This window comes from Nocardiopsis sp. NPDC055879, from assembly GCF_053615935.1.
The window spans coordinates 49,992-67,406 of the sequence record NZ_JBSHCT010000003.1 but is presented as its reverse complement, the minus strand read 5'-3'; the positions used below and the strand labels follow the sequence as shown (position 1 = coordinate 67,406).

Annotated in this window: 14 protein-coding genes and 2 pseudogenes; 8 read left to right on the top strand and 8 right to left on the bottom strand. The window is 68.5% G+C overall.

Features of this window, described 5'->3' with window-relative positions:
* Positions 1-128: 128 nt before the first annotated feature.
* Together ACWGKS_RS04330 and ACWGKS_RS04325 are read right to left on the bottom strand one after the other, a co-directional pair.
* A complete protein-coding gene (locus tag ACWGKS_RS04330; protein ID WP_358515787.1) occupies positions 129-959 on the bottom strand; it encodes a SigB/SigF/SigG family RNA polymerase sigma factor in 831 nt (276 codons plus the stop codon).
* 417 nt (positions 960-1,376) lie between these two features.
* On the bottom strand, positions 1,377-1,721 hold the full coding sequence (locus ACWGKS_RS04325) for a DUF3140 domain-containing protein (protein WP_358515790.1): 345 nt from the start codon (positions 1,719-1,721) through the stop codon (positions 1,377-1,379).
* Between the two features lie 177 nt (positions 1,722-1,898).
* Here ACWGKS_RS04325 and ACWGKS_RS04320 point away from each other — a divergent pair, with 177 nt between their 5' ends.
* The 3 genes from ACWGKS_RS04320 to ACWGKS_RS04310 all read left to right on the top strand — a co-directional run bounded on the left by ACWGKS_RS04320 (position 1,899) and on the right by ACWGKS_RS04310 (position 5,454).
* Positions 1,899-2,318 (top strand): CBS domain-containing protein, encoded by a 420-nt coding sequence (locus tag ACWGKS_RS04320; RefSeq protein ID WP_358515793.1) that lies wholly within the window; start codon positions 1,899-1,901, stop codon positions 2,316-2,318.
* Positions 2,319-2,413: 95 nt separating this feature from the next.
* Positions 2,414-3,598 carry an alcohol dehydrogenase catalytic domain-containing protein gene (locus ACWGKS_RS04315; RefSeq protein WP_358515796.1) on the top strand — a complete coding sequence of 395 codons (1,185 nt, stop codon included), beginning with the start codon at positions 2,414-2,416 and terminating at the stop codon, positions 3,596-3,598.
* A 47-nt stretch (positions 3,599-3,645) separates the two neighbouring features.
* Positions 3,646-5,454: a thiamine pyrophosphate-requiring protein gene (locus tag ACWGKS_RS04310; protein WP_358515799.1), complete on the top strand. Its 1,809-nt coding sequence runs from the start codon at positions 3,646-3,648 to the stop codon at positions 5,452-5,454.
* Positions 5,455-5,509: 55 nt separating this feature from the next.
* On the opposite strand, the gene nrfD is transcribed toward ACWGKS_RS04310, so the two are convergent.
* From nrfD to ACWGKS_RS04290, 4 genes are all read right to left on the bottom strand, one after another.
* On the bottom strand, positions 5,510-6,571 hold the full coding sequence (gene nrfD / locus ACWGKS_RS04305) for an NrfD/PsrC family molybdoenzyme membrane anchor subunit (RefSeq protein ID WP_358515802.1): 1,062 nt from the start codon (positions 6,569-6,571) through the stop codon (positions 5,510-5,512).
* Positions 6,568-7,467 (bottom strand): 4Fe-4S dicluster domain-containing protein, encoded by a 900-nt coding sequence (locus ACWGKS_RS04300; protein WP_358515805.1) that lies wholly within the window; start codon positions 7,465-7,467, stop codon positions 6,568-6,570. Before ACWGKS_RS04300 ends, nrfD begins: the two co-directional genes overlap by 4 nt.
* Positions 7,467-10,721: a formate dehydrogenase gene (gene fdh, locus ACWGKS_RS04295; protein ID WP_358515808.1), complete on the bottom strand. Its 3,255-nt coding sequence runs from the start codon at positions 10,719-10,721 to the stop codon at positions 7,467-7,469. Before fdh ends, ACWGKS_RS04300 begins: the two co-directional genes overlap by 1 nt.
* Positions 10,722-10,910: 189 nt before the next feature.
* Positions 10,911-11,300: a DUF2267 domain-containing protein gene (locus ACWGKS_RS04290; RefSeq protein ID WP_358515810.1), complete on the bottom strand. Its 390-nt coding sequence runs from the start codon at positions 11,298-11,300 to the stop codon at positions 10,911-10,913.
* Between the two features lie 484 nt (positions 11,301-11,784).
* Between ACWGKS_RS04290 and ctaD the strand changes: the two genes are divergently transcribed.
* The 4 genes from ctaD (at position 11,785) to ACWGKS_RS04270 (ending at position 16,002) form a co-directional block, all read left to right on the top strand.
* Positions 11,785-13,452 (top strand): aa3-type cytochrome oxidase subunit I, encoded by a 1,668-nt coding sequence (gene ctaD, locus ACWGKS_RS04285; RefSeq protein WP_452456997.1) that lies wholly within the window; start codon positions 11,785-11,787, stop codon positions 13,450-13,452.
* 57 nt (positions 13,453-13,509) lie between these two features.
* Positions 13,510-13,866 carry a hypothetical protein gene (locus ACWGKS_RS04280; protein ID WP_358511369.1) on the top strand — a complete coding sequence of 119 codons (357 nt, stop codon included), beginning with the start codon at positions 13,510-13,512 and terminating at the stop codon, positions 13,864-13,866.
* Positions 13,867-13,980: 114 nt separating this feature from the next.
* Positions 13,981-14,832 carry a Rieske 2Fe-2S domain-containing protein gene (locus ACWGKS_RS04275; protein ID WP_358511366.1) on the top strand — a complete coding sequence of 284 codons (852 nt, stop codon included), beginning with the start codon at positions 13,981-13,983 and terminating at the stop codon, positions 14,830-14,832.
* A gap of 27 nt (positions 14,833-14,859) precedes the next feature.
* Complete coding sequence (locus ACWGKS_RS04270; RefSeq protein WP_358511385.1) at positions 14,860-16,002, top strand: FUSC family protein; 1,143 nt, start codon at positions 14,860-14,862, stop codon at positions 16,000-16,002.
* A 6-nt stretch (positions 16,003-16,008) separates the two neighbouring features.
* Here ACWGKS_RS04270 and ACWGKS_RS04265 read toward each other — a convergent pair.
* Together ACWGKS_RS04265 and ACWGKS_RS04260 are read right to left on the bottom strand one after the other, a co-directional pair.
* Positions 16,009-16,212, bottom strand: a pseudogene (locus ACWGKS_RS04265) (sigma factor-like helix-turn-helix DNA-binding protein); the annotation flags it as partial.
* A 113-nt stretch (positions 16,213-16,325) separates the two neighbouring features.
* A pseudogene (locus ACWGKS_RS04260) lies at positions 16,326-16,563 on the bottom strand (SDR family NAD(P)-dependent oxidoreductase); the annotation flags it as partial.
* 173 nt (positions 16,564-16,736) lie between these two features.
* On the opposite strand from ACWGKS_RS04260, the gene ACWGKS_RS04255 reads away from it, so the two are divergent.
* Positions 16,737-17,415, top strand: a 679-nt coding sequence (locus ACWGKS_RS04255) for a trehalase-like domain-containing protein (RefSeq protein WP_452521697.1), incomplete at its 3' end; no start/stop codon positions are given.

Genomic DNA, 17,415 nt, shown 5'->3' with positions numbered 1-17,415 from the left:
TGAGAGAGCGAACGTGGGGGTCCTGGGTCTTGGCTCGGCCTCTGCACGCTGCGGCGGGGGCGCGGCGCGGCCATGGGGGGGGGCCCGGGCCCGGGGGGGGGCCCCCCCCCCGCCCGCGGCCGGCTCTCTCAGCGCCCGTCCTCACCGATGGTCTCGCGGAGTCCGCGCAGGGAGGCGGCCAACAGGCGCGACACGTGCATCTGGGAACATCCCACCTCCTCGGCGATCTGCGACTGGGTCCACTCGTCGAAGAACCGACGACGAATGATGAGCCGCTCTCGCCAGGGGAGCGCGCGCAGCGCCGGGCGGACGGTCGCACGGTCCACGACCAGGTCCAGGGCGGCGTCCTCCGTCCCGAGGTAATGTTCGAGAGTGGTGGGAGCGCCTTCCTCACGGGGCTCGGGTGCGTTGAGCGAGACGGTGTTGTAGGCCTCCGACACCAGGCGGGCCTCCTCCACCTGCTTTTCGGTGATGCCCATCTCTTGAGCGAGCTCGGCGACGTTGGGCGCGCGGTTGAGGCGTTGCTCCAGCTCGGCGCGGACCTTGATCATCTCCGAGCGGCGTGTCTGGGGGTCGCGGGGGGTGTGCACCGCCCAGGTGTGGTCCCGGAAGTGCCGTTTGATCTCCCCGGCCACGGTGGGTGTGAGGTAGCGGATGAACTCCTTGCCACGCTCGGGGGAGTAGCCGCGGATCGCCTTGGCCAACCCGAGGTGGGCGGTCTGTCGTAGGTCCTCCACCCTCTCCCCGCGTCCCCGGTACCGGTTGGCGATGCGGTGCAGGACCGGAAGGTAGTGCTGCGTGATGCGTTCGCGTAGCCGCCTGCTCAGCGGGTCGTCTTGGTCCAGGCTCTTCAACAAGGCCAACAGATCCTCCGCGGAAGCGTCCTGGGAGGGCTCACGACGGGTGGTGACCGCGATGCTGCTTCTGGCCGCGGTGGTGTTCGCTACGGGAGCGGGCATGGTGCGTCTCCTGACCCTTCACGTGTCCGGTGTGCTCGTTTTCGAGTGGTTCGTACGACCCGGACGGGGCGGGGGATCGATGGTTTCCCCGAACGTCGTGAAAAGCGCATCTCCATGGTGCTGCCCGAGAAGTGAGTGTTGAAAAGCGAGCCTGTGGGCTCTTGAGCGAAAACTGTCCTATGTTGAGGTGAGATGCTCCACATATAACGGAAGGGCCTTTTTGAGCGCTGTTCTGTTAATTTCCGCGTGTGAGCCGGGCGTTGGTGAGCCCTTCCGTCAAGGGCGCGGACACGAAGGACGCCGCGGCGCCCTTGTGGACTAGGACGCCGCGGCGGAAACGCTCGTCGGTGTTGGACGAGGCCGTGCGCAGCCGTGGGCGGAGGAGATCCTCCACCCACGACCGCCACGTGTGTTCGTTCAGGTGTCCGACGGCCCCGAATCGGGACTGAGCGGATCGTGGCCCACGCGCATCATCCTCCTGCGCCAGGCGTCGTCCTGGGGCCGTGGATCGGACAGCTCCTCCTGTACGAACCGTGAGACCCGCTCCATCAGGTCGATGTCGTCGGAGGTCACGTCCCTCCTGCGCTTGTCGAGGAGTTGGACGACGCGTTCACCCTCGACGGAGACATCACCGTCGGCGGGAAGCGCCTCCTCCCCCGAGGCGTCCGTGAGCAGCCACCGTCGCAGTTCCTCGCCGGTCATGTTCACCGAGGCGTGGAATTCCTCCCAGAGCCGGTCGACCTCCGGATCACTCGTCGCCATCGTGACGACCCCCTTCCTCTCCCGAGTCGTGGACGTGGCTACCCGGAGCGCGGCCGACTCATTCGGGCGATCGGACATCGATGGGCTCGGGGAGGGCCGGCGGGCATATGACGTTTCGCCCGGCAGAGGGCCGGTTAGGGCCGATGACGAGGACGACGATCGTGAAGGGAGAGGACCATGGTGGACAGCATCACCGAGATCATGAACCCGAGCGTGCGCACCGTCACGCCTGACACCACTTTGCGCGAGGCCGCGGAGATCATGCGTGACGAGGACGTGGGCGACGTCGTGGTGACCTCCTCGGGACGACTGCACGGCATGCTCACCGACCGCGACGTCGTGGTGCGGTGCGTGGCCGAAGGGGGCGATCCCGCGACGGTCCGAGTCGGGGACGTGTGCAGCACCGAGATCGTGACCGTGCCCCGCCAGAGCAGCGTCAAGGACGCCGTCCACACGATGCGCACGGCGACCGTGCGCCGTCTGCCCGTCGTCGATGACGACGAGGTGGTAGGGGTCGTCACGATGGGCGACCTCGCCCAGGCGGTGGACGAGCGGTCCGCGCTGGCCGACGTGAGCCAAGCTCCGCCCAACCGCTGACGGACGTCGTCCGAAAGAGGGCAGGAGCGCCCCGCCCGGTCCGGGGGCCCGGACGGGGCGCTCCCCACGAACGGCCACGCGACCAGGGGGAGAACATGCGAGCAGTGTTGTGGAACGGAACCCGCGACGTCAGGACCGAGACCGTCCCCGACCCGGCGATCGAAAGACCCGACGATGCCGTCATCCGGGTGACCAGTTCCGGCTTGTGCGGATCCGACCTGCATCTTTACGAGGTTCTCGGCCCGTTCATGACGGCCGGAGACATCCTCGGACATGAACCCATGGGCGTGGTCGAGGAGGTCGGTGCGGACGTCACCTCCCTGGTCCCCGGCCGGCGCGTGGTGGTCCCTTTCCAGATCTCCTGTGGTCACTGCCCGATGTGCGGAAGCGGATTGCAGACCCAGTGCGACAACACCCGCGTCCAGGATCAGGGGATGGGCGCGAGCCTTTACGGTTACAGCTCGCTCTACGGCTCGGTCCCCGGGGCGCAGGCCGAGTACCTGCGGGTTCGGCGGGCGCAGGACAACGCCGTACCGGTGCCCGACGAGGGGCCCGACGACCGCTACCTGTACCTGTCGGACGTGCTGCCCACGGCCTGGCAGGCCGTCCGGTACGCGGACGTGCCCCAAGGGGGTTCCGTGGCCGTCCTGGGGCTGGGACCCATCGGTGAGATGGCCTGCCGTGTGGCCCGGCACCTGGGGGCCGAGCACGTGTTCGGTGTGGATCCGGTACCCGAACGGCGCGCGCGTGCCGCCGCTCGGGGCGTGGAGGCGTTCGACTCCTCCCAAGGCACCGACGACCTCGTCCAGGAGATCCGGGGGCGCACCGACGGGCGGGGACCGGACGCGGTGATCGACGCCGTGGGCATGGAGGCCGAGGGCCACGGTTCGGCCTGGCTCGCCCAGCGGGCGACCTCCTTCATGCCCAAGGGGGCCGCGGCCAAGCTCATGAAGAACGCCGGGGTGGACCGACTCGGCGCCTTCCTGACCGCGATCGACCTCGTGAGTCGGGGCGGCACCATCTCCCTGAGCGGTGTGTACGGCGGCATGGCCGACCCGCTGCCCATGCTCACGCTGTTCGACAAGCAGATCCGGTTGCGGATGGGGCAGGCCAACGTCCGTCACTGGGTGCCCGAGATCCTCCCGTTGCTGGACGAGGACGACGTCCTGGGGGTCGAGGACTTCGCCACCCATCACGTGTCCTTGGAGGGGGCCTCGGAGGCCTACCGGCGGTTCCAGGTCAAGGAGGACGGGATCTTCAAGGTGGTCTTTCGACCCTGAACCGGCCGATGCGCGAGGCACGGCGCACGACCAGAGGAGGAGCGAACATGGTGCAGAGCGTCGCCGACCATCTGTTGCGTCGGCTGTCACAGTGGGGCGTCACCGAGATCTTCGGCTACCCCGGGGACAGCGTCAACGGACTGGTCGCCCAAATGGCCGAGATCGAGGACGGGCCCCGGTTCGTGCAGAGTCGCCACGAGGAGATGTCGGCCTTCGAAGCGGTCGGCTACGCCAAGTTCTGCGGCCGCCTGGGCGTGTGCATGGCCACCGGGGGACCGGGGGCCATCCACCTGCTCAACGGTCTCTACGACGCCAAACTCGACCATGTGCCGGTGGTGTCCATCATCGGGCAGGCCAGCCGTAGCGCCATGGGCGGTGCCTACCAGCAGGAGATCGACCTGCACAGCCTGTTCAAGGATGTCTCCTCGGCCTTCCTGGAGACGGTCAACGTCCCCCAGCAGCTTCCCAACGTCTTGGACAGGGCCGTGCGCACTGCCCTGTCCGAGCGGGCACCGACCACGGTGATCATCCCCGCCGACGTGCAGGAACTCGACTACTCGCCGCCCGAGCACGCGTTCAAGCACGTGCCCTCCAGCGCGCCCGACCGTGTGGTGGGCGGGGGTACCGTGCTGCCGCCCGAGAGCGAGCTGGATCGTGCCGCCGAGGTGGTCGACGCCGGTGAACGCGTGGCGATCCTGGTCGGGCAGGGCGCCAGGGGAGCGGCCGACGAGGTGCTGGCCCTGGCCGAGGCGACCGGAGCCGGCATCGCCAAGGCGCTGCTGGGCAAGGACGTGCTTCCAGACGATCTGCCGCAGGTCACCGGGTCCATCGGGCTGTTGGGGACCCGCCCGTCCTGGGAGCTGATGCGCGACTGCGACACCCTGCTCATCGTGGGCTCCAACCTGCCCTACTCCCAGTTCCTACCGCCCTTCGGTCGAAGGGCGGTGGAGATCGACATCGATCCCCGGTTCATTGGAATGCGCTATCCCACCGAGGTCAACCTCGTGGGCGACGCCGCGAACACGCTGCGCGCGCTCAATGAACGCCTGGACCCGCCCGAGGAACGTGGTGAGGGGCGTCGACGGTGGCGCACCACCGTGGAGGACAACGTCCGCCGTTGGTGGTCGGTTCTGGACGCTCAGGCCGGGGTCCGCGCCGACCCCGTCAATCCGATGCTCATCGTCCGTGAACTGTCCTCCCGACTGCCCGAGGACGCAGTGGTCACCGCCGATTCGGGGTCGGCCACCAACTGGTACGCGCGGTTCCTGCGCATGGGCGAGGAGAACCGTGGTTCGCTCTCGGGCACCCTCGCCACCATGGGATGCGCGGTCCCGTACGCGATCGGCGCCAAGTTCGCGCACCCCACACGTCCGGCGATCGCGCTGGTGGGCGACGGGGCCATGCAGATGAACGGGCTCATGGAACTGCTGACCGCGCGCCGCTACCAGCACCTGTGGGACGACCCGCGCCTGGTGGTGTGCGTCCTGCACAACAACGACCTCAACCAGGTCACCTGGGAGCTGCGCGCGATGAGCGGGTCGCCCAAGACCCCTTACTCGCAGGACCTGCCGGACATGTCGTACGCGGTCTTCGCCGAGTCGGTCGGGTTGGTGGGCATCACCGTGGAGCGGCCCGAGGAGATGGGACCCGCCTGGGACCGGGCCCTGGAGGCCGAGGGGCCCGTGGTGCTCGACGTGCACTGTGACGGGGACGTCCCGCCCATCCCGCCCCAGGCCGAGCCCGAACAGGTCACCGACACCGTCAAGGCCCTGCTGAACGGGGACCCCGACCGGGCCGGTGTCGCCGCCCGCGGTCTGGCCACCAAGATCCAGGAGTTCCTGCCGCACCGCCGTTGACCGTCGACCGGACCGCGCCCCGCACCCTTCCCGGAAGGGTGCGGGGCGCGGTGGTCTAAGCGGTCCTCGCCGCTTCCCTCTCGCGTTCCTCCAGACGGCGTCGCTGTGGGACGACCGTGTACTTGGGGTCGGCGGCGGACTGCACTCCGGCCTCGAAGACCCCCAACCGGGTCAGCGCCGAACCCGCGAGCAGCGCGGCTCCGCTGACCGCCGACACCGCACGGCTGCGGCGCCCCAGCACGGCACCGACCGCCCCGGCCAGGGTGAGGGCCTTGGCGGCTCGGGTGAGCCTCCCGGACCGCCCCTGCCCGTAGGGTTCGCCCACCAGCCCCATGCGGCGTTCCATGTACGTGGACGTCGCGACCTCGACCAGGGCGCCGCCCACCGCGACCCGACGGGCCGGACCGCTCTGCGCCGTGGGCGCGACGATCAACCCCATGCCCCCGGCCGCGGAGGCGGCCGAGGAGGCGAACACGAAGGGCATCTCCCGGTACCCGTCGTGCCAGGCGGGTACGGCCGTGTCGCAGATCAGCGGTGCCGTGTAGGTGGCCACGAGCGGACCCGTCAGAGCGGCGCCGGTCGTGGCGGCGCGGCCGATCCGGGGAAACCATCCGGTGGCGGCCGTCACCGCGGCCACCCCGGCCAACGGCCCGTACCCCATGAGGATCCACGAACCCATGCTCATCGGCGAGGTCGGCTTGAACACCCGCAGCATGTTGAGGAAGCGTTCGGGCCGCCCCAGGTCGTGGATGAGCGCCGCCGTCGAACCGGAGATGGCGGCCAGGGCGGTGTACTTCAACGGCCGGGCCAGGTCGGGGCGCCCGGTGTACTCGGCGCCCGCCGCGAGCACGGACGAGGCCCCGGCCAGCCCGCCCAAGAAGAGGTAGCCGCCGATGTCGCGGGCCTCCCACACGATCTGGTTGAGCACCGGCCTGCCGTGGTAGGAGCGGAAGTCGGCGTCGGGGACCCGGGTGGCCTCGCCCCGGCCGCGCCCGCCACGCCGACGGTGATCCCCGTGCCGTTCACGTTGCTCGGCCGATACCACGTCGGTCGCGCCGGTGATCGCCTCACGGCCCGCCGTGCTCGCGCCCTCTCCGGTCTTGTCGGGGGTGGTCATGATCGCCTCCCCGCGAACGCGGCGGTCGCCCCCGCCAGCAGCACCAGCGCCGCCGCGCCGGCGTGACGCCACATCGAGGGCAGGTCCCGGGTGGTCACCACCGGGTCCGGTGGCAGGCCGTACACCTCGGGTTCGTCCAACAGCAGGAAGAACGCCCCGGTGCCGTCGACCCCGTTGTCGGGGTCCTCCCCGTACAACCGGGCCGAGGACACCCCCGCCTCGTGCAGGTCCTCGACCCGATTGCGTGCGCGCTCGCGCAACTCGTCCACGTCGCCGAACTGGATGGAGTCGGTAGGGCAGGCCTTGGCGCAGGCCGGCTCCATCCCCTCACCGAGCCGGTCGTAGCACAGGGTGCACTTCCAGGCCCGACCGTCGACCTCGCGACGGTCGATCACCCCGTAGGGACAGGCGGGCACGCAATAGCCGCATCCGTTGCAGATGTCCTCCTGCACGACCACGGTGTCGAACTCGGTCCGAAAGAGCGCACCGGTGGGGCATACGTCCAGGCAGGCGGCGCTCGTGCAGTGCTTGCACACGTCCGAGGACATCAGCCAGCGGAAGTCGCCCTCGTTCGCCTCGTCGTGCTCCCCGGTGCGCTGACCGGGCAGGTCGAAGGAGGGCATGCCCAGGTTCACCGGACCGGGGCCCTCGTCCGAGGGGCGGCCCACCCCCGAGTCCTGGTGCCCGAGGGGCTCGCGCTGTTCGATGAAGGCCACGTGCCGCCAGGTGTCGGCGCTCAGCCGCCCGGTGTTGTCGAAGGACGAGGCCAGGAAGTTCAGCCCGTCCTCGGGCACCATGTTCCATTCCTTGCACGCCACCTCGCACGCCTTGCAGCCGATGCACACGCTGGTGTCGGTGAAGAAGCCCTTGCGCGACGGGCTTTCGTCCTGCGCCATCAGTCCTCCGTTCCGGTCCGTTCGGTGATGCGGGCCCTGCTTCGATACTCCTCGACCAGGGCCACCCGGTCCGGGCCTCGGGGACGCCGACCGGGTCGGATGTCGGCGGTCAGCGCCTTGACCTCCTGGATGTGCACGTTGGGGTCCAACGAGATGGACATCAGTTCGTTGGCGGCGTCGCCGGTCGAGTACCCGTTGGGGCCCCAGTGGTAGGGCAGACCGATCTGGTGCACGGTCCGGCCCTGCACCCGCAACGGCTTCATGCGGTCGGTGACCAGCACCCTGGCCTCGATGGCGTTGCGGGCGGTGACGATCGTGGCCCACCCACCGTGTTCCAGCCCCTCCTCGGCCGCCAGTTCCGGGCCGACCTCGCAGAAGAACTCCGGTTGCAGCTCCGACAGGTAGGGCGTCCACCGGCTCATCCCGCCGGCGGTGAAGTGCTCGGTGAGCCGGTAGGTCGTCACCACGTACGGGAACACCGACGCCTCCGGAGTGCCGGGCGCCGGGTGGTAGCGGTTGTACTCATGCGGGTAGAGGATGCGGGTGGGGTTGCGCTGGTGCCCGTACAGCGGGTTGGTGAACGGGGTGTCCTGGGGTTCGTAGTGCGTGGGCATCGGGCCGTCGTTGAGCCCGGCCGGGGCGTACAGCCATCCCTTGCCGTCGGCCTGCATGATGAACGGGTCGACGCCGCTGAGCGCAGCCACGCCTCGGGCGTCGTCGGACGGCCGGTATCCGGGTGCCTTGTCGGGTTCGAAGTCGGCGACGTCGTAGCCGCTCCAGCGTTCGGACTCCTCGTCCCACCACACCAGGGCCTTGCGTTCGCTCCACGGGCGCCCCTCGGGGTCGGCGGAGGCACGGTTGTACAGCACGCGCCGGTTGTCCGGCCAGGACCACGCCCACTCGGCGGCGATCCAATCCTGTTCCCGGCCCGGCCTCTTGCGGGCGGCCTGGTTGACCCCGTCCTTGAAGACCCCGCAGTAGATCCAGCAACCACAGCTGGTCGAACCGTCCGAGCGCAATTGCGTGTACCTGCTCAGGGGCCGGCCCTGGGCGTCGTGGCCGTTGATCTCGCCCAGCACCGCCTCGGCGCTGGGCTCGTCCCCCTCCTCCAGCGGGTAGTCCCAGGTGAGATCGAGGATCGGTCGGTCCTTGGGGTCCCCCGACCCTTGGAGTCGTTCCCGGATGAGCCGGCCCAGGTGGTACATGAACCACAGGTCGCTGCGCCGATCACCGTCGGGGAGCACCGCACGATCGTGCCACTGCAGGGTCCGGTTGGTGTTGGTGAAGGTGCCGGACTTCTCCGTGTGCGCGGCCGCAGGGAAGAAGAACACCTCCGTTCCGATGTCCTCGGTGCGCATCTCCCCGGACTCGATCTCGGGGCCGTCCTTCCACCAGGTGGCGCTCTCGATCAGGGAGAAGTCACGCACCACCAGCCAGTCCAGTTCGGCCATCCCGAACCGTTGGGCCCGGCTGTTGGCCGAACCCACGGTCGGGTTCTCACCCATGAGGAAGTAGCCCTTGCAGACGCCCTCGATCTGGGCCATGACCGTGTCGTAGGTACTGTGCGACCCGCTGAGGCGGGGCAGGTGGCCGAAGAGGAAGTCGTTCTCGACGGTGGCGTGATCACCCCACCAGGCCTTGAGCAGGCTGACCGTGTAGGCGTCCATGTTCGACCAGAAGCCCTTGAGCGGCTCTCCGGCGGCCTTGACGTACCCCTCCAGGTCCTGCTCCTCGTGCACGTGCGGCATGGGCAGGTAACCGGGCAACAGGTCGAACAGGGTCGGCACGTCGCTGGACCCCTGGATGCTGGCGTGACCGCGCAACGCCTGGATCCCGCCGCCGGGTCGACCGATGTTGCCGAGCAGCAGTTGGAGGATGGACGCGGTACGGATGTACTGGGATCCCACCGTGTGCTGGGTCCAGCCCACGGCGTAGCAGAACGCGCTGGTGCGGTCGGGGCCGGAGTTGCTCGTGAGGTGGTCGCACACCCGCTCGAACACGTCTCGCGGAATACCGCACACATCCTCGACCATCTGGGGTGTGTACCGCGAGTAGTGGCGTTTGAGGATCTGGAACACGGTGCGCGGGTCCGTGAGCGTGCGGTCCACCTTGGGCGGATTCCGGATCACGGCCCCACCCGAACCGTGCTGCTCCGGACGTGCCGAGTGCCGGGTGCTCGGATGTGGGTCCCCTTGGCTTCGGTACAGCTGGCCACGGTCGCCCGAGGCCGCGGCCACCTCCGTGCCTTCGTAGCTCCAGGAGGTGACGTCATAGGTTCGGTCCTGCCCCGAGAAACCGGAGAACAGCCCGTCCAGGTCCTCGGTGTCCCGGAAGTCCTCGCCGACGATGGTCGCCGCGTTGGTGTACTCCAGCACGTAGTCGTGGAAGTACTTCTCCTCGGTGAGCACGTGGTTGATGATCGCGCCCAAGAACGCGATGTCGGTGCCGGCGCGGATGGGCACGTGCAGGTCGGCCAGCGCACTGGTGCGGCTGAACCGGGGGTCGACGTGGATGACGACCGCTCCGCGCGCCTTGGCCTCCATCACCCACTGGAAACCCACCGGGTGGGCCTCGGCGAAGTTGGAGCCCTCGATCACGATGCAGTCGGAGTTCTGCAGGTCCTGGAGGAACATGGTGGCCCCGCCCCGGCCGAAGGAGGTCCCCAGGCCCGCGACCGTGGAACTGTGGCACACGCGGGCCTGGTTCTCCACCTGGATCACGCCCAGGGCGGTGAGGAGTTTCTTGATGAGGTAGTTCTCCTCGTTGTCCAGCGTCGCCCCGCCCAGGCTGGCGATGCCCAGGGTGCGGGCCACGCGCCGCCCCTGGTATTCCTCCTCCCAGGTCTCCTCACGGGTGCGCACCACCCGGTCCGCCACCATCCGCATGGCGGTGTCCAGGTCCAGTTCCTCCCAGTCGGCGCCGTGCGGAGGGCGGTACAGGACCTTGTCCCGCCGGGAGGGACCGGTCGTCAATTGCAGACTCGCCGACCCCTTGGGGCACAGCCGGCCCCGGCTGATGGGGGAGTCGGGGTCCCCCTCGATCTGGACGACCCTCTCGTCGCGGACGTAGACGTTCTGTCCACAGCCCACCGCGCAGTAGGGGCAGACCGACTTGACCACCCGATCGGCCTGCGCGGTACGCGGACGCAGCCGTTCGCTGCGCTCGGACCTGGCGGCCGATCCCAGTCCCATTCGGTCCTCACCGGTGACCTGCCGCAACACCGGCCACGAACCGAGCCATGTCCACACGCTCATGGAAAACCTCCCGGACCCACGGGCCCTCGACGCGCTTGCCGTGCCCCTGGCTCGACACCGGAGCACGGTCCTCCACCGTGGGACACGAACAAGGGGACGTGCACGGGACAACGCCGAGACTTGACCGAACCACGACCATGTCGGCACCCGGGCACGTCCGTCGTGGGCGCCCGTGTGCGCCCGCTCGCGTCAGGCGAGTTCGGGCTTGCCGAACATCGTGGCGTAACCGGAAGGCAGGTGACTCAGGAGCCGGTTCAGCTCGCCGCCGGAGACCGCCTCGGCCACGGTCGTCAGGACGGCCCCCGAGTCCTGCTCCGCGGTCAGGGCGCGCCCACCGACCAGCTCGGCCACCCGCCGGTGGAACTCCTCGACACCGAAGGCCTCGGCCTCGGGTTGTGCGGCCTCCCGGAAACCCTCGCGCAGCGGTTCGGGCAGTTGTGCGGCCAACTTCTCCGCGGTGTCGCCGGGAAGACGGGTGGCCAGGACGGACAGGACCGCCGTCGTCACCTCCCCGGCCTCCCGCTGATTCTCGTACTCCCCGAGTTCACGCACCCGGGCCAGGAACTCGTCGTCTCGCATGGCACACCTCGCTTCGGGTCGAACCTCGAACGTTCCTTCCGTCGTATCGGCCGCCCTGCCCGGTCGCCGCGTCCGTCAATCGCGGGACACGGGTCCGATGTGGCGGGAGGCGGTCGATGTCGCGATATGACGTGACCATTCGAGTGGTGATGTGCTCAAAGAAATTCGGGGTTAATGTCCCTTCGGATGTTAATTCTCCTCATTGCCGGCCATGAATTCTTCTGTGAGTTCCTCGTGTCCCCCTGGGAAAGTGGTGTCATGCCTGTTAGGTTGGCGGATCGAGTGCGGAACCACTCGTTGACTCCCCGCCGAGAGCGTGCCTTCCATCGATCCGGTATTCGAGGTCGAATCGACTTCTCGGCCGTTCCGCCCATGGTGGTCCGGGTGCGGGCCGAAGGGTTTTGAATCTTCGCAGATCCCTTTCCCCGCCTTTCCAGACGCCGCGGAGCGGGCTTCGCTCACACGCAACCCCAGAAGGAACCTCATGACGGTGGAGACGAAAACCCGGACCTCCGAACCCGAAGGGGTGAGGAACAAGGGCTCGCTCGTGGTGGGATGGTTGACCTCGACCGACCACAAGGTGATCGGGTACATGTACCTGATCACCTCCTTCGCCTTCTTCCTCTTCGGCGGGGTGCTGGCGGTCCTGATGCGTCTGGAGCTGTTCTCTCCGGGCCTGCAGGTCCTGACGAACGAACAGTTCAACCAGATGTTCACCATGCACGGCACGGTCATGCTGTTGTTGTTCGCGACCCCGTTGTTCATCGGGTTCTCGAACGTGATCATGCCGCTGCAGATCGGCGCCCCCGACGTGGCCTTCCCCCGGATGAACCTGTTCAGTTACTACCTGTTCCTGTTCGGCGGCCTCACCACCATCGCCGGGTTCCTGACCCCGGGTGGCGCGGCCAGCTTCGGTTGGTTCGCCTACGCGCCGCTCTCGGACGCGGTGCGCTCACCGGGTCTGGGCGGCGACCTGTGGGTCATGGGTCTGCTCGTCTCCGGTCTGGGCACCATCCTCGGCTCGGTCAACTTCATCACCACCGGCGTGTGCATGCGCGCACCCGGTATGACGATGTTCCGCATGCCGATCTTCACCTGGAACACCATGCTCACCGGTGTCCTGGTGCTCATCGCCTTCCCGGTCCTGACCGGAGCCCTGATCGCGCTGGGCGCCGACCGCATGGTCGGCACCCACGTGTTCGACCCGGCGCACGGTGGCGCCATCCTGTGGCAGCACCTGTTCTGGTTCTTCGGTCACCCCGAGGTGTACATCATCGCGTTGCCGTTCTTCGGCATCGTGACCGAGATCCTGCCGGTGTTCAGCCGCAAGCCGATCTTCGGTTACAAGAGCCTGGTGGCGGCCACCATCGCCATCACCGGGCTTTCGGTCACGGTGTGGGCGCACCACATGTTCGCGACCGGCGCGGTGTTGTTGCCGTTCTTCTCCTTCATGTCCTTCCTCATCGCGGTACCGACCGGTGTGAAGTTCTTCAACTGGGTCGGCACGATGTGGCGGGGGCAGCTCTCCTTCGAGACGCCGATGCTGTTCTCGATCGGCTTCCTGGCGACCTTCCTCTTCGGTGGTATCACCGGCGTCATCCTGGCCTCGCCGCCGCTGGACTTCCACGTCACCGACTCCTACTTCGTGGTGGCGCACTTCCACTACGTGGTGTTCGGAACCGTGGTGTTCGCGATGTTCGCGGGCTTCTACTTCTGGTGGCCCAAGTTCACCGGCAAGATGCTCAACGAGAAGCTCGGCAAGTTCCACTTCTGGCTGCTGTTCCTGGGTTTCCACGGCACGTTCCTGGTGCAGCACTGGCTGGGTGTGGCGGGCTTCCCGCGTCGTTACGCCGACTACCTGCCCGACGACGGGTTCACCGAGCTGAACCAGATCTCCTCGATCTCCTCGTTCGTCCTCGCCGCCTCGACGCTGATCTTCTTCTGGAACATCTACGTCACCGCGAAGAAGGCGCCGCCGGTCGAGGTGGACGACCCGTGGGGTTACGGCTGTTCCCTGGAGTGGGCCACGTCCTGCCCGCCGCCCAGGCACAACTTCGCGGCGCTGCCGCGGATCCGGTCCGAGCGTCCGGCCTTCGACCTGCACCACCCGTACGCGGCGGTGCCTTCCGGGACCGATCCCGAACGGCGATGACTCGACCGAGGTGACCGGACGACGCGCGGCGCGGTACGAGGAGAGAACGTCATGGACATGAGCGCCCACCCGAGGCGAGGGCTCTCCCGGAAGGGTCGTGCCGTCACGATCTGTGTCCTTCTGCTGTGCACGGCCGCGCTGAAGATGGTCTGGACCTGGACCGGGGACACGGCGTTCCTCCTGGCGAGCGCCGTCCCGGTCCTGGCCGTCACACTCCTCTGCCTGTGGGGGCGGGGGCAGGTCCCGTTCGAGGTGGTCGGTGGCCCCTGGGACGGAGCCCGGGTGCCCATGAACACCGTGGACCCGGACACGGAGGTTCTGGTCCTGCCCACCAGCGGTGGCGAGGGTGCCCGATACGCGGTCGCGGACCATCGCAGCCTGGTCTACCAGGGGCAGACCCAGACCCCCGACTGAGCACCGTACGCACCCGGTGTTCGATCCGCGAGGCCGGGAAAATACCGGTCAAGGCTTCTGGAATGTCGCCCGGGGAGAGACTGTCGGGCCGGTCGTGCGGGTAGCGGAGCGACCATGAGACTCGGTGAACGCATCCGCAAGATCGAACGCGAGGGTCGTCTCGACCCGATGGTCGCCCGATTGAAGGGCCTCGCCGGACGGCTGCCCTCGGGAACGGCACGTGACGTCCTGCACGGCGTCCAACTGGGGCACCCGCTCCACCCGATCCTGATCCACCTGCCCATGGGCACGTGGACGGCGGCCGTCCTGCTGGACCTGATGCCGGGGGACCACCGTCGCGAAGCCCGCGCACTGATCGACATCGGTCTGTTGACCGTCTCACCCGCCGTGCTCAGCGGGCTGGCCGACTGGGCTCAGCAGCACGAGCGCCACCAGCGGGTGGGGGTGGTGCACGCGGCCTCGAACGGGTTGGGGACGCTGTTGTTCGGAGCCTCTTCCTTGGCGCGTGCGCGTGGCAGGTCGGGCTGGGGCAGGTGCCTGGCCCTGGCAGGCCTAGGCTCCATCGGTCTCGGTGGAACACTGGGCGGCCACATCGCCTACCATCGCGCGGGCGGTGCCAACAGCGCCGACCACCTCGTCGACCTGGTTCCCGAGGGGTGGCACGACCTGGGTCCGCTGGAGGGGTACCCGGAAGGGAGCCCGGCCGGCGGCGACGTCGACGGCGTTCCGGTCGTGGTGGCCCGCACGGAGGGTTCGGTGTCGGTGCTGTTGGGCACCTGCCCGCACATGGGCGCGCCCCTGGCCGAAGGTGAGCTGACCGAGGGGTGCGTACGCTGCCCCTGGCACGGGAGCGAGTTCCGACTCGATGACGGAACGGTCGTCCGCGGGCCCGCGACCGCCCCCGTGGAACCCCTGGAGACGTCGATCGTGGACGGCAGGCTGTGGGTCAGGCTTGTCCCCGCGTAGCACGGAGGACGCCGCTCCGGAGGGATGATGTTCCAAGAGGGCCTGACGAGAACGCTGCGCCGCGCCTACCGCAGGCGCGGCTTCGAACGGGAGACCCTGGTCTTCGTCGTCAAGTCCGCGTTGGCCTCCGTCATCGCCCTCGCGGTGGGTGTCCTGCTGGGGGAGGAGTCCCAGCTGGGATTCGCGGTCTTCGCGGCGCTGTTGGTGGTACGGCCCACCGTGTACGGGTCGGTGTTGAGTTCGGGCCGTTACGTGGTAACCGTGTTCCTCGGGGCGCTGCTGGCCGGGGCCGTCGGTCTCACGATGGGACCGAACCTGTGGTCGTTCGCCCTGGCCATCGTGGTGGCGTTGCTGCTGGGGCAGACGAGGTACCTCGGTGGCCAGGGCTCCCAGCTCCCGGTGATCGCGGGATTCGCCTTGGCGAGCGGCTCGGCCACCGATATCGATGACCTGGGTTCGCTGCTGCTCATGGTCTGTGTCGGCTCGGTCAGTGCCCTGCTCGTCAACACCCTCCTGGCTCCCGCTATTCGCTTCCGGGACGCCGAGAACGCCGTGCTGGACTTCGCGGACGGGCTGTCCACCCTCAGCGGCGACATCGCCGAAGGACTGAGCGGCGGGGAGGAAGGACTCGACCTGGACCGTTGGGACCAGACCTCCGAGAGACTCGACGGCACCGTGCGCAACGCCCTGGAGACGGTCAGCCGTCAGGAGGACCGTTTCCGGTTGAATCCCCGCCGTCTGGTGAGACGAGAGGCGGTACCGGTCGGGCGGCTGCGGACGTATCGGATTTGGATCTACGCCCTGAGCCGCGCCGCCCAACACCTGCGGTCCCTGGTGCGGACCCTACGGGCGGCCCTCGACTCGGGTACCCGCTCTCCCACGCTCGACGACGCCTTCCTGCGAGAGCTGGCGCCCGTGATGGAACGAGTCTCGAAGACCTTCGCCCTCGTTCGGGACGCCGAGGAACCGGAGCACCATGTTCCCTCCGACGATCTGAGGGCCCTGGTCAACGAGGCCTTGGACAAGGTCGTGGAGCAACGTGAACGTATGCTCCACTCCTGGGACGACGAGCGGTGGCCGATCTACGGTGCCCTGCTCACCGACGCCGAGCGACTCCTGGAGGAGATCGATCAGGGTCGGGAGAACAGCACCCGGGTCGACGCCGGCTGATCAGGCTCACGAGCCACGATCGGACCTTCGGTTCCAGGGCGCGCTCCCGGGCGGGTCGTCCTCCGCCGGTTCCTCGCGCAGACGCTCCAGTGAGGCGGTGGGCGACCGTGAGACGTGCATCTGGGAACAGCCGACCTCCTCGGCGACGCGCTCCAGGTTCCACTCGTCGAAGAAGCTTCGTTCGAGGATGGGTTTTTCCCGGTCGGGAAGCGTGCGAAGGGCGGCTCGTGCGGCCTCGCGTCGCACCACCAGGTCCAGCTCGTGGTCATCACCCGGGACCGCCTGGCTGCGCCGCTCTCCTCGTGGGGCGCTCGCGTACCCGGTGCGTGCTCGGCCCCGCAGTAGGCCGCCTGGAAGGGGATGCCCCGGTAGGGGCGCGGAACCGACCTGCACGATCACTCCCCGCTCCCGAGGCGGCATCAGAGCCAGAGCCGTGCGGGTCCCGTGCACGTATCCGTGGTAGCAGACATCGGTGACCCGGTGGTATTCGTCCGGTTCGATCTCCCCGAAGGGGGCGATGACGGACGCGAACGCCGCGTTCACCCACACGTCCACGGGACCGTGGGGTGGTCGTCCCCCGTCCCCGGCCAGGAATCAACGGCTCACGCCCGCACTACCCGGAACACGGTCCTCCCACGTGCCGAAGGCATGGCTGTTGAACTGCTGTTTCGTCGTGCACACGTCAGGGCAATCGGGCAGGAGAGGACCCGAGCCGCATCATGGAGGAGGCACCGATGGGGGATCGAACCACACCGATCGGGGATCATGGTTTCCTTTCCGACTGCCATACCTCGGCGCTCACCACCCCCGACGGAACGATCACCTGGCTGTGCGCGCCCCGGTTCGACGGGCCCGCGTTCCTCTCCGGAATCCTGGACCCCGACCGCGGGGGCGGATGGACGATGGAGATACAGGGGGCGCGCCCCGTCGGCCGCGCCTACGTGGAGGACAGCCTGGTCCTGGAGACCCGTTGGGAGGGGGAGGGCCTCACGCTGGTCGGTCACGATCTGCTCGCGGTGCGTCCCTCGGCGCAGGGCACCGGCCTGTGGCGGGAGGGTCTCCTGGTCAGGATCATCGAATGCCGTTCGGGTAGTACGTCCGTGCGCTCCCGGCTCCAGGCCCGCCCCGACTTCGGCCGTTCCGCGGCCTCGTGGCGACACCTGGACGGAGCGTTGCAGGAGGCGTCCGGGCCCTTGTTGTCGGGAGACCGCGCCCTCGTCCTCCTCGAAGATGAGGACCCCGAGTTCAGGGTGGAACTCTCCGAGGGCGAGACCGCGGTGTTCGCCCTGGACTACCTGCGCGGCGAACGCCGTATCTTTCCGGGGGAGGGGCACGCGTTGTTGAGGACCACCCTCGACGCCTGGCGCCTCTGGTCGGACCGGACCCACTATGACGGTGTCGGCGCTTCCCACG